This is a genomic window from Agrobacterium larrymoorei, from assembly GCF_005145045.1.
Taxonomy (GTDB): Bacteria; Pseudomonadota; Alphaproteobacteria; order Rhizobiales; family Rhizobiaceae; genus Agrobacterium; species Agrobacterium larrymoorei.
This window is the reverse complement of sequence record NZ_CP039691.1, coordinates 1,221,151-1,234,393: the sequence shown is the minus strand read 5'-3', so window position 1 is coordinate 1,234,393 and position 13,243 is coordinate 1,221,151. Positions and strand designations below refer to the sequence as shown.

Genomic DNA, 13,243 nt, shown 5'->3' with positions numbered 1-13,243 from the left:
CAGATCGATAGTCTGCCTCGCTTTGGCAACGATGCTTGCCACATCGGCCGTGGCGCGCGATGCATTCGATCTGCCTTCTTCGCCGCTCAAAGTCGAACACTTTGGGCAAGCGGAGGCAAAAGACCGCGCCGCGATCATAATATTGAGTGGAAACCGAGGTTTCGGTTCTCCCGCTTATGACCACATCGAAAATCGTTTCAAGGACGCTGGCTTTGACGTCTTCCTGCCGCATCTTCTAACGCCGCAGGACTTGAAAGAGATTGCAACAGCAGGGAGCGCCCGTTCGCGCATTGCTTATTACAGCGAACGGCGCGGCGATTGGCTCGTTCAATTGAACGCTTTGATAGCACACCTTCGCACCAAGGGTCACACAGACAAAATCGGCATCCTTGGTATATCGCTGGGCGCAGAAATAGCGGCGATGGCGATCACCCGAGGCGTAAACGTAGACGCCGTCGTGCTCGTGGATGGACTATCACAGCACTGCCTGTCGCAAGCCCCACTGCCAAACTTCCCGGTTCACCTGATCTGGGGCAGCGCAGATAAGGTCTACCCGCTCTCCACTGCCCAACGGTTTGCAGCAGACTTGAAATCAGCAGGCGGCGCAATTTCGCTCACCGCATTCGATGGCGCTCCGCATGATTTTTTCCTAAAATCTGGAAGCGCGCAGGCTCAGAAGGCCTACGGCGATGCGATTGGATTTTTTGAAAAGACGCTTAGGCTCAGGACTCATTAATCGAGCCAGTAGCAGCAAGTTGCTGCGATGAGGATTGCGGATAGGAAGGTGTGAGCGCATCGGTCGTATCGGGTGGCGATGCGCCTCCAATCCTTGATCCTACCAAACATGTTCTCGATACGATATCTTTGCCTATAGAGGACTTTGTCGTAGTGGGCCGGGTTGCGTCGCTTCTTACGTGGTGGGATGCAGGGTGAAATGCCTTTGTCTTTCAATCCATTGCGGAACCAGTCGGCGTCGTAACCACGATCTGCCAGTAATTCCTTGGCGTTGGGTAGGCGATCAAGCAGGTGCCGGGCACCCTGATAGTCGCTGGCCTGACCCTGAGTGAGGAAAAACAGCAAGGGCCGTCCCAAGCCGTCGGTGACAGCGTGTAGCTTGGAATTCAGGCCGCCTTTCGTTCGTCCGATGCAGCGGGAAAGAGCCCCTTTTTTAGCAGGCTGGCTGCGGTGCGATGGGCTTTCAAATGGGTGGCATCGATCATCAGCCTGTCGGGTTGACCTGCCTTCCCCGCAAGTGCCTCGAAGATTCGGTTGAAGACGCCGAGCCTGCTCCAGCGGACGAACCGGTTATAAAGCGTCTTATGTGGACCGTATTCCTTCGGCGCATCCTTCCATTGAAGTCCATGTTTCAACACGTAAATGATGCCGCTCACGACCCTCAGATCATCCACGCGCTCGATGCCGTGGGCAAGAGGGAAATAGGGCCGGATGCGGTTGAACTGAGATGGCGTCAGCAAAAACAAATCACTCATGGCAAGTCCTCCTACCATGAGTGAATCAAAAGATCGTCAAATTGGAAAGGATGATTAATTAATAGGGCCTGAGCCTAGGAAGTGAAGTAACGGCGTTTTTTTCTCCGAATTCGATTGCTGTTTAAATCCTGAAGTGACGTCAAATACGCCCGGACCTTCATCCTCAGCCTTGCGCCACTATTGTCCGGTTAAGTTGACTGACGTCCCGCACAGTTGCCCAAGTCGGGTTAGCGAAACGGCTCCCCTCCCTCGACGTCATCCTCGGGCTTGACCCACTGCTGTCCGGTTTAAACTGAGTTGGTAGTGTGGGGCGAGAACAGCTCCCCCACCCGTCACCCCGGCCTTGTGTGGAGGAAATGTGGTTTACTTGCAGCATCGACCGGGATGCGCATCCCGGTCGATGCAGGCAGGAGGCCGAATTTCCGGACTGGTTTAGACAGCCGAGCTCAAGCAAGGCCCTGCCTGCTCCCTTTGACCCCGAACGGTTGACCGGGCTTTAGCCCGCACCACAAGACTGGGAGCAAGGCCATGATACAGGAACTGACCGTCGTCGGCATCGACATTTCCAAAGCCCGTTTCGATGTCTGTACATATCCTACGGGAAAGCATTGGAGTACAGGCAGCTCATCCGAGCAGATCACGGCTCTTATCAAGCGTATTCAGGCTCTCGGACCGGTTGTCGTTGGGATGGAGGCGTCTGGCGGTTATGAGCGCAAGCTGGCGGATAGCCTGCATAAGGCAGGCTTGAAGGTCTATATTTTGCCACCCTCAAGAGTTCGCAACTTTGCCACCGCCATGGGGCAACTCGCAAAGACCGACAAGATCGACGCTGCCATGATCGCTCGTTATCTGGCAACGGCAGGTGACAGGCTTGTTGCCTATGGCGGACCAGACCCTGCTCGCGACCGCCTGGGTGCGCTCCTGGCTCATCGTCGCAGGCTGGTTGCCGAAAAAAGCGGACTGATGAGCCAGCTCGACACGATCGAGGAGCCATTGGTTCGCGATATGCTGGAAACCCGCTTGCGCATCATCGCCCAGGACATCGCCATTATGGACAAAGCCATGCACGCTTTGCTCAAGGCGACGCCGAGCTTGCGCAAGCGTCACGAGAGGATGTGCCAGGTCACAGGCGTCGGCCCGGTTCTGGCGTCTGCGCTCCTTGCGGATTTGCCTGAACTGGGAACTGTCTCCTCGAAGGTCATCGCAGCCCTTTTGGGCGTGGCTCCCCATGCGCGCCAATCCGGCAATTCGAACCGCAAAGGTAAATGCTCCGGAGGGCGCAAGCATCTGCGCGACATCGCCTACATGGCAGCCCTCAGCGCGATCAAGATCAGGGATCCTGTTCTCGGCACCTTTTACCAGCGCCTGCGTAGCAAGGGAAAAACCTTCAAGATCGCTATCGTCGCAACAATCCGAAAACTCATAACAATCCTCAATGCCATCGCAAAAACAGACCCGGCATTTGCTTAATCATCCACGGTTGCTTGAGCCGGGGTCCAGCAGACGCGCGTCTGCGCGTCGAAAGAGTCTTTCAGACCAAGGACTTGGTCTGGCTGGATCCCGGATCAAGTCCGGGATGACGGAAGCGGGATTGCCGTTGCCACATTCACAGCCAGCGTTGCAGTGGCGAGTCCGAATTCGTACAGAGTACAAAAACCAAAATGCAGTCAACACCCTACGCAAAGTCCATAAATCTTAACCGAACAGCAGTGGGCTTGACCCGAGGATCCACAACCATTTGATTTCCTTGATGGCGATGGATCCTCGGCTCAAGGCCGAGGATGACGGCAGTGGGTTTGGCTATGATTTCTACACCTATCCAACGCCATTCCTCTGCCTACCGGCAAGAGCATTGCCGATGAACAGAATATAATAAAATCAATGCCTAGCGTCACATCCGCATATTAAAACTGACAGCATTATCCCGAAGGCCGGACAGCAGACGCGCGTCAGTTAGCACTATCGCAGACACCAAAGCATGTCCGCGCGACACCCTTTCAAGGCGTCGCCGTGTTCGGCGGCGCGTTGAACTGGCGGATGACCTCTTCCGTCGGCGGTACGGTGAGCGTTGGCAGCGTCGGTTGTTGGGGTGCCTGTTCTCGCTTCAGGCGTTCCTGCTGTTCTTTTTCAGCCTGCAAACGTTCCTGCGCCATGGCGCGCAGGCGTGCTTCCTCGGCTTGTCTTGCTTTCTCGTCGGCCTCGGCGCGCTCCTTTGCGGCCTGCCGTTCGGCGGATTGGTAGCGGTAGAGTGCGACTTCGCGGCGCAGGCGCTGCTTTTCGAGTACGCTGGCCTGAAGCGCTTCGACGCGGCGGCGTTCGTGCTCGAAGGCGCGCAGCGAGAGATAGCCGGTAAGGCCGGAGACATCCGTGGTGAGAGCCGGTTGCGCAAGCGGTCCCGTATAGGTGAGACGGATGGATGGCTCGGCACCGGCAAGCTCTTCTATTCCGGGATCATAATCGAGGTTGATGGCGCCGTTCAGGGTCTCTGCGGCAATATCGAGCGCGAGGTCGCCGGTGAAGGAAACCTGCTGCGTGCCCGCCGTCACATTCTGCATGCGCAGGCTGCCATCGCTGATGGTGAAGGGCATGGAGATTTCGCCGAGCGGAATTTCGCCCTGCCAAAGCTGTTGGTCCACCAGCGGGCGCACCTTGGCGGCGTCGATATTGCCCTGAAGGCCGTTGGCCGCCTGAAGCCAGGGCTGGAAGGCGTTCTGGTTCAGGCCGCGCAGCGTAAGGCCGCCGGTGCGGATTTCGCCTGAGCCGCCAGCGGATGTCAGAAGGTCGCGCACGCTCTTGCCCGTTGCCTCCGCCGTCAGATCGACAGCAAAGCGACCCGTGGCGACAGGGCTCTCGCCGCTTTTCCACATGATGCTTTCGGGATTGGCGCCGGAGATTGCAAGTTTGGTGCGGAAGATGCCCGCCCCCTCGCCCGTCCACATGGCCAGCCGCCCGGAAATCTTGCCGCCCATCCAGTCGCCCGTCAGGTTATCCAGCGAAAGCGTGCCGTTGCCATGGGTGAGCTTGAAGGCCGATCCCGTGACCGTGCCGAAAGGACCGGCCTCGAAATTCGCAGCCTTGACTGACAGTGCGGCATCGACGGAGGGAAAGGCCGGAAGCGCCACCGGCTTGGCATTGAGCGCGCCGGTTTCCGGGTCGATGACGGGGCCGTACATGGTGTCGCCAAGCCAGGCGACATCCACCGTATCGACCGCGATATCACCGGAAACCTTGTAAGGCTTCTCCTTCAGAACGGTCAGATTGCCGGTAAACGCGTTGCCGCCCGCCTGCCCGGTGAGATTTGCGAAAGTCGCCTTGTCCTTATCGACGGTCAGCTTCGCATTCGCCTTGGTGGACATGCCACCGCCAAGCTGCGGCAGGCCTACAGCGTTCATGATGAGATAGGGCTCGATATCCGCACTTTCGAGCGCGATATCCGCGCTGCCCTGCGCGAAGCTATCGGGCGCGAGCGAGAAGCTGCCATTGGCGGAAAAATGCGTGCGTTCGGTAGAAAAGCGGAAATCCGTCTGCACCGGCGAACCCAGCGTGCCATTCAGCTTGACCGAGAGAAGGCCCTCGCCATCCGCATCGAAGGGCAGCGGATCGAGCCCGGCCTGACCGAAGAGAATGGCGGTGGACTGGTTCTTCAGCACTGCTTCCAGCGTCAGCGCCGTATCATCGGTGATAGACAGGAAATCCGGCAGCTTCGCAACAGCCGAAACGCGGCTGCCATTGATGGTGCCGGAAACCGCAGCATTGGCGCCGCCATTGTTTCTATCGACCGAAAGATCGACGGCAATATCGGAATTGGCGTACCACGCCGCACTTCTGACCATACGATCCAGCAGCGGGTGATGCGGAAGTTTCTGCCGCACCAGATCGAGCACCGGCTGCATATCCGCCGCATGCAGGTTGATGGTGCCCTTGCCCGCATAATCCATCAGCGAGCCCTTGAGCTGGCCCTTTGCGCGCACTTCGGCACCGGCAATATCGCCCGCCGTCATGGTGTCCAGAGACAGAACGCCGCCCGCGAGCGTAAACGCGGTTTCCACACGGTTGGCCGTTACGCCTGCCATGTTGAAGCGATCCGCCTTGAACTTTGCGGTGATATGATGATCCAGAACGGTGTTGCCGACCTGATCGCCAAGGACCAGACCGCCGAGCGCTTTCAGCGCATCCAGATCGATCTCGTCACCGGAAAGGTCGATGTCGATGCTGGAGCCCTTCTCCATCGCCTGACGCACGAGGCTGCCATGCAGCGATGCCTGCCCGATGGCGAGTTCGAGATTTTCGAACCGCTGCGCCTGCGTCGTCAGCGAAACCTGAGAGGAAAAACCCGCCGCATTGAGCTGGCGGATTGCCGGATCGACCGTGCCGGAAAGCCAGTTGGCAAGGCCGGAGGGCTGGTTGGAGGCAACCAGAAGATCACCATTGAAGGCAGGCCCGCCATTCAGCGTCAGCGACCCCTTCGCTTCCATCTGCGTGCGGCCCGGCAGCACGGCCACGGCATTGACCACCTGCCAACCGGCGCCATCGGGGCGCACATCGAGGCGAATATCGCGAATGGTCGTATCGTCGGAAACCAGCGCAGGCAGGCTGATGCTGGCCTTGCCGGGCACCTGTGGAACCGGAATACGCGCAATTAGGCTGGCAAAGGCTTCGATGCGCTGGCGAACGGATACTGTCGGCGTGCGGGAGGTCTTGCCGCTGGAAGGCTGCACCGGCACCGGTGAAAACCGGTTGAAATCGATCTGCTGGCCATCCGCAGTCAGCAGGAATTCGGGTGCAGCACCCGTGTCCAGCGTCGCCTCGCCCGTCACGATATAGGGATTTTCCGTTCCGCCAAGCTCCATGCGGTAGCTTGGAATGCGAACGCGGCCGTTGGTCAGTTCGAAGCTGCCCCGCGTGCGCGGTGCGGTGAAGATCGACTGATCGTTCTGCTGTTTCTGCTTGTCATCCTGCCTGAAATTAAAGGCGAAGGAGCCGCTATAAACGGGGCGACCAGCAGCAGCCGCGATGCCGCCATCGAGATCGATTTCGACCGGATATTCATCCGGCTGCATGCGCAGGCGAAGGCCCATGCGGCCAACCGTCGGGTCCGGCTCGCTGCTGGAAAGCGAGAAGGAGCCCGCATGCCCATCGATAGCCGCACGGCCATCCGCCCGCCAGGGACCGGCCAGCGATTTCGCCGACATGGCTGCGTTGAGCCCGGTAATGGTGCGGTTGCGGCCAGATTGTTCATCGATGAACTCGATCTGCCCGCCTTCGATATTGACGCTTTCAAGAACCACCGTCCGTGCCGGAATTTCCGCGCGGCCACCGCGCATCCAATCCAGCGTGCCGTCCTTCAGCAGACGGATCTTCGCCTTGGGTTCCTCGATGCGCATATCGAAAATGCGTGCCTCACCCGAAAGAAACGGCGCAAGCTCGGCATCCATGGAAAAGCGGGCAACCTGAATGAGCGGCGAGCCATCGGCATCCGTTCCGGCGCGCACGTCATGCAACGTCACGGAGGGGAATGGCAAAAGCCGCGCTTCGACGCGCCCATGCACCACCACCTTCTTGCCGATGATGCGGCTTGCCTGATCCTCGAAGTTGCGGCGGAAGTCCGTCCAGTCGATGAAATAGGGAATAAGAAGCGCCGCAAACAGCGCCACAACAAGCAGTCCGCCCAGAAAAACCAGTATGCGTCCGAGCACGACCCGTCGTCTCCCTTAGAGCATTTCCAGCAAAAGTGCGAAGCGGTTTTGCGTCCGGACAATGCGTTAAACAAGGAATTAGAGCGTTTCCGTGTTCGGAAGAAGACGGAAACGCTCTAATCACCGATGAAAACTAGCGTTTTTTCGCTCTAGGGCAAGCATCAATTAGCGAAAGATTGCCCGGTTTCTAACCAAGTCAGAGGCGGAACAGCTTGCCCGGATTGAAAATATTATCCGGATCAAGTGACCGCTTGATGGCACGCATCGTATCGAGCGCGTTTCCGGCCTCTTCCTCAAGAAAACTCATCTTCCCCTGCCCTATGCCATGCTCTCCCGTGCAGGTGCCATCCACGGCAATGGCGCGGCGGTTGAGACGTGCGACGAAGGCTTCCGTTTTCGCAACGCTTGCCGGGTCTTTTCCATCGAAAAGCACCAGAACGTGGAAGTTTCCATCCCCAGCATGGCCGACGATAGGAGCAAGCATGTTGTTTTCGGCAATGTCCTGCTGCGTTTCCACCACGCAGTCGGCAAGGCGGGAAATCGGCACGCAGACATCGGTCGAAAGGCCGTCCAGATGTGGCGCGAGCGCGCGCGAGGCCCAATAGGCATCATGGCGGGCTTTCCACAGCTTGTTGCGCTCCTGCGCATCGCCCGTCCACTTGAAATCCGTGCTGCCGAATTCGGCGACGATCTCGGCAAACTGCTGGGATTGCAGCGCGGTCGTCTCCTCCGTGCCGTGAAACTCCACGAACAGAGTGGGCTTCTCCTCATAAGCGAGACCGGAATAGGCGTTGCAGGCGCGGATCTGGACGTCATCGAGAAGCTCGATGCGAGCAACCGGAACGCCGATCTGGATCGTCATGATTACGGCGTCACAAGCCGCCTTGATGCTATCGAAGGTGCAGACGCCGCCTGCGATTTTTTCAGGAATGCCCTGAAGCTTGAGCGTGACGGAGGTCAGAACGCCGAGCGTGCCCTCCGCGCCGACGAAGAGCCGTGTCAGATCGTAACCGGCAGAGGATTTGCGCGCGCGCCTTCCGGTGCGGATCTCCTTGCCATTCGCGGTCACTGCCGTCACGGCCAGAACATTGTCCTTCATCGTACCATAGCGCACGGCATTGGTGCCCGAAGCGCGGGTGGAGGCCATGCCGCCGATGGAGGCATTCGCGCCGGGATCGATTGGGAAGAACAGGCCGGTATCGCGCAGATAGGTGTTGAGCTGTTCGCGGGTCACGCCCGGCTCCACCGTCACATCCAGATCCTCAGCATTGACTTCGATAATACGATTCATCCGGCTGAAATCTATGGATATTCCGCCCGAAGGCGCGTTCACCTGCCCTTCCAGAGAAGACCCTGTGCCGAAGGGAATGACGGGCACCTTGTGCGCAGCGCAGGCTTTCACGACGGCTTTCACATCATCGGCATTTTCCACGAAGGCAACGCCATCCGGCAGCTGCGTGGTGAGATAGGTCGTCGTGTGGGAATGCTGCTCGCGGAAGGACCGGCCGGTCTGGAATTTCTCGCCAAGAGCGCCTTTCAGAACCTCGAGAACGGCGGCAATGCCAGCCTCGTTTCGTGCTCCCGATACGACATCCTTCAAGGCCATGATCTGCTCCACATGCTAAAACACCGGACTCGCATTCATGCGCGAGCCCGGCGTGGTATGTGACACGGCGTAAGCTTTGTCCAGCATTGGCATTTCGCGGGACCAGCCTTTAGCGGCAAATCATTCCGCGGCAAGAAGCGGCTTGTCTTCCTCGATTGCGCGGCGGCGGATGGCCGTTTCCAGTTCGCGATGCAGGCGAATTTCCTCATCTGCCTGCGGCTTGGCAAAGCGCGCGAGGAGAAGATAGGACACCGGCGTAATATAGAGCGTCACCAGCGTCGCAAAGCCCAAACCACCGACGATGACCCAGCCGAGCGCGATACGTGCCTCGGCGCCGGCACCCTGTGCCAGCACCAGCGGCACGCCACCGAGAATGGTCGCGATCATCGTCATCATCACCGGGCGCAGGCGGATGCTGCAGGCTTTCTCGATGGCTTCGCGCACGCTTGCGCCCTGATCGCGCAGGTGGTTGGCGAATTCCACGATGAGAATACCGTTCTTGGCCATGACGCCCACCAGAAGCACGAGGCCGATCTGGCTATAGACGTTGAGGCTCGATCCCGTAACGAGCAGCGCGATGACGGCGCAGGCAAGACCGAGCGGCACCGTGGTCATGATGATGAGCGAGCTCAACACGCTTTCGAACTGTGCCGCGAGCACGAGGAAGATGATGGCGATGGCAAAGCCGAAGGTCAGCAGCATACCGCTGGAATTTTCCTGAAGCGTTGCGGCTTCACCCAGCGGCATCAGGCGCGCGCCGGATGGCATGATCTGGCCTGCCAGCTCATTGACCTTGGCCGCCGCCTCACCCAGCGAAACGCCTTCGCGCAGATTGGCGGAAAAACCGACGGATGGCAGCTGCTGCTCACGGTTCAGCTGCGGCGCAACGGCGTTTTCCTTCAGCGAGGCAATCACCGACATCGGCACCATCTTGCCATCTCCCGTTTTCAGGAAGATGTTTTCGAGATCGGTCGGATCGTTGATAGGACGCGTGGAGGCCAGAAGACGCACCGGAATGGCATCGCCATCCACGAACACATCCACGATGGAACGGCCCTCGAGCAGAGACTGCATGGCGCGAGACAGGCCGGTAATATCGATGCCGAGGTCGGAAGCACGCTCGCGGTCGATGGCGACGGAAAGCTGCGCCTGATTGGGCTCGTTATCGAAACGCGGCGTATCGAACATGCCGGTTTCTTCCATCGCCAGAAGCAGCTTCTGCGTGGCCTCGGTCAGTGCCGGGTAGTTCGAACCGACCATCGCCATGCTCAGCCCGTTGCCAGCACCACGAATGCGCAGGCTGTTCGGCTGCTGCGCCGTGCCGCGCAGTGCAGGCACCTTCTGTGCTGCGGCGTTGATATCCTGTGCGATCTGGTTCTGCGTCCGGTCGCGGTCTGCCCATGGGGCCAGCGTCAGCACCATGAAACCGGTGTTGGACGAGCCGTTCATGCCGGTGATCGAATAGATGTTGCGAATTTCGCCACTGTCGCGCAGGGGCTTCAGGTTCTCCTCGATGCGCTGCAACTGGTCGCGCGTATATTCGAGGCTGACGCCCTGCGGCGCGGTGACGCGCATGAAGATGGAGGAACGGTCTTCGCGCGGCGTCAATTCGTTCTGCACCATGCCGAACGCCACCCAGGACGCACCGGCAAAGGCAAGCGACACGACGATAACGATCAGCGGATTGCTGAGGCAGCTCGAAAGCGTGTTCTTGTAGGTCGTGGCAAAGAGATTGCCGAACCAGGCAAGCGGACCGCTCTGGTCCTCCACCGGCTTCTTCAACATGCGCGATGCCAGCATGGGGCACAGCGTCAGCGCCACCACCGAAGACAGACCGACTGCGAAAGCCAGCACGAAACCGAATTCACGGAACAGGCCGCCAAGCTGGCCGGGAAGGAAGGACAGCGGAATGAACACGGCGGCAAGTGTGGCCGTCGTTGCCAGAACCGCAAAGAAAACCTCCTGCGTGCCGAGAACGGCTGCGGCACGCGGCCCCATGCCTTCTGCACGACGGCGCACGATGTTTTCCAGCACCACAATGGCATCGTCCACCACCAGACCCGTTGCCAGCACGATGGCGAGCAGGGTCAGGATGTTGATGGAAAAGCCCACCATATAAATCGCAACGAGCGTGCCGATCAGCGCAACTGGCATCGTAATGGCAGGAATAAGCGTTGCGCGCCAATCCCGCAGGAAGAGATAAAGAACGACCACGACGATCAGCGCGGAAAGGCCGAGCGCCAGTTCCACTTCGTGAAGCGCACCCTCGATGAAAACGGCATCGTCACTGGTCACGACGATGCGCGTGCCCTCCGGCAGGTTCGGCGCCATGGCATCCACAGCCGCCTTCACGCCGCTTGAAATGTTGAGCGTATTGGACTGCGCCTGCCTGATGACGCCAAGGCCCACACCCTGCACGCCGTTGGAGCGAAGCGACGTGCTTTCGTCATCCGCGCCAAGCTGCACGCTTGCAATATCGCGCAGGCGCACCTTGTTTTTGATGATGAGGTTTTCGAACTCGGCAGGCGTCGTCAGATTGGCGGTTGCGCGAACCACGATATCCTGCGTCGTGCTTTTCAGCGAACCGGCAGGAACATCGAGCGCCGCCGTTGCCAGCGCATTGGAAACATCCGTCACCGTCAGGCCCCGGCTGGCAAGTGCCGCCTGGTCCAGATCGATGCGGAAAACCTTTTCCTGATCGCCATAGAGCTCCACATCGGCCACGCCATCCACCGCCGCCAGACGGTCGATGATCTCGTCATCTACCAGCTTCGTCAGGTCTTCCATGCTGAGCGTGGACGAGGTGACGGCAAGGCGCATGATCGGCTGGCTGTCAGAATCGGCCTTGATGATCTGCGGTTCGTCCGCATCATCCGGCATCTGGTTCGCTACACGGCCAATCGCATCGCGCACATCGTTTGCCGCAACGGCAAGGTCGATATTGTCACCAAATTCCAGCGTCACGCGGCTGGTGCCGAACTGCGACGCGGACGAAATGGACTTCACGCCGCTAACACGCGCGACAGCCCCTTCGATTGTCTGCGTCACTTCCTGATCGATGGTCTGCGGAGACGCGCCGTCATAGGTCGTGCGCACCGAAATAACCGGGCGGTCGACATCCGGCAACTCGCGCACCTCCACGCCGACGAGCGCGGCAAGGCCAGCGACCACCAGCAGCGTATTGATAACGGCGGCGAGAATGGGCCTGCGCACGAAAAGCGCTGTGAAGGCCAGCTTCGAATCCTGACCGGTTGGCGGCGTCTGTCCGTTCTGAGGTCCACTCACTGGCTTGCGACCTCCGGTGCTTTCGGTTCATTGCCAATGCGCACCGCGCCACCTTCACGAACGCGCTGAAGACCTTCGGTTACCAGCAGATCGCCCTGCGCCAGCTCGGCCTTCACCAGAACCGAATCCGGGTTGCGCTGAACCACCTGAACACGGACCTTGCCGGACTTGTTGTCCGTCACGCGCCAGACGTAAGAGCCCTCGGCATCCCACTGCACGGCCAGCGGATCGACAGACGGAAACGTTTCGCCCTGAAACCGCATGGTCACGCCGAAGGACATGCCCGCGCGAAGCTCATCCCTGGCATTATCGAACACGGCGCGGACGCGCACGGTGCGGCTTGCCTCATCCACGCGGTTATCGACCGCCTCCACTTCACCCTTGAACGTCTCGCCCGGGCGCGAAATCGACGTCGCTTCAACCGGCATGCCCACCTTGATGGCGGTGGTAAAGCGCTCCGGCGCCCAGAAGTTGACGAGGATTTTCGAGCGATCATCGAGGCTGACGATGCTTGTCTGCGTCGTTGCATTGTCCCCGACATTGATAGCCACGATCCCGGCAATGCCTTCGATTGGCGCCACGATGTTGCGGCGCTTGAGATTGAGTTCCGCCGTACTGACCGCAAGCTTTGCCGCTTCTTCGGCAATCTGCGCATCCAGCACGTCGAGACGCGCGACGGATTGCAGGTTCTTATAGGAGGTGGATTTCTCGATAGCGCTTTTTAGCGAAACCTGTGCCTTGTCGCGCTCGATCAGCTGCTCGTCATCATCGAGCCGCGCCAGAACATCACCCTCTTTGACCTTCTGGCCGGAAGAAACGAGGATTTCCGAGATCAGGCCCGAGGCTTGCGGCGTAACCGTCACGGTCTGGATCGCTTCGCCATTGCCGATGGCATTCAGGCGGTCGTTCACCGTGCCTGTCTTCACCGGCGAGGTAACGACCAGCGTCGCATTATTGCGTCCGCCGCCACCACCCTGACCACCGGAACCACCGCGCGCAGGAGAGCCCGAAGCAGTCTGGGCGGCAGGTTTGTCCGCGCCCACAATGCCAGTCTTCGCAAGCAGGCCCTGCCCCGTGGACGAATTAAACGCCCATAGACCGAAACCAGCCCCAACGACTGCAAGACTGACAACGACTTGGCTCCAAACCCGCATGCAATTCTCCGT

Annotated in this window: 7 protein-coding genes; 2 read left to right on the top strand and 5 right to left on the bottom strand. The window is 59.4% G+C overall.

The genetic code is table 11. The features are described from left to right. Window positions 1-31 precede the first annotated feature (31 nt). A complete protein-coding gene (locus CFBP5473_RS05765) occupies window positions 32-736 on the top strand; it encodes a dienelactone hydrolase family protein (RefSeq protein ID WP_234881799.1) in 705 nt (234 codons plus the stop codon). On the opposite strand, the gene CFBP5473_RS05760 is transcribed toward CFBP5473_RS05765, so the two are convergent. Further along, window positions 733-1,490, bottom strand: a protein-coding gene (locus tag CFBP5473_RS05760) for an IS5 family transposase (RefSeq protein WP_137394051.1) whose coding sequence is annotated in 2 segments (ribosomal slippage) — window positions 733-1,157 and window positions 1,157-1,490 — 759 coding nt in all. Because the reading frame shifts where the segments join, the coding sequence is not laid out codon by codon here. The genes CFBP5473_RS05765 and CFBP5473_RS05760 overlap by 4 nt on opposite strands. 528 nt (window positions 1,491-2,018) lie before the next feature. On the opposite strand from CFBP5473_RS05760, the gene CFBP5473_RS05755 reads away from it, so the two are divergent. Continuing rightward, window positions 2,019-2,960, top strand: coding sequence for an IS110 family RNA-guided transposase (locus tag CFBP5473_RS05755; RefSeq protein ID WP_027674424.1), 942 nt, complete (start codon window positions 2,019-2,021; stop codon window positions 2,958-2,960). Between the two features lie 527 nt (window positions 2,961-3,487). On the opposite strand, the gene CFBP5473_RS05750 is transcribed toward CFBP5473_RS05755, so the two are convergent. The 4 genes from CFBP5473_RS05750 to CFBP5473_RS05735 form a co-directional block, all read right to left on the bottom strand. After that, window positions 3,488-7,186, bottom strand: coding sequence for an AsmA family protein (locus CFBP5473_RS05750; protein ID WP_027674423.1), 3,699 nt, complete (start codon window positions 7,184-7,186; stop codon window positions 3,488-3,490). Window positions 7,187-7,382: 196 nt separating this feature from the next. Next, entirely contained in the window at window positions 7,383-8,792 is a 1,410-nt protein-coding gene (locus tag CFBP5473_RS05745) for an FAD-binding oxidoreductase (protein ID WP_027674422.1), read from the bottom strand. A 120-nt stretch (window positions 8,793-8,912) separates the two neighbouring features. After that, window positions 8,913-12,077, bottom strand: a complete 3,165-nt coding sequence (locus tag CFBP5473_RS05740) for an efflux RND transporter permease subunit (protein ID WP_027674421.1) — start codon at window positions 12,075-12,077, stop codon at window positions 8,913-8,915. After that, window positions 12,074-13,231: an efflux RND transporter periplasmic adaptor subunit gene (locus CFBP5473_RS05735; RefSeq protein ID WP_027674420.1), complete on the bottom strand. Its 1,158-nt coding sequence runs from the start codon at window positions 13,229-13,231 to the stop codon at window positions 12,074-12,076. Before CFBP5473_RS05735 ends, CFBP5473_RS05740 begins: the two co-directional genes overlap by 4 nt. Window positions 13,232-13,243 lie beyond the last annotated feature (12 nt).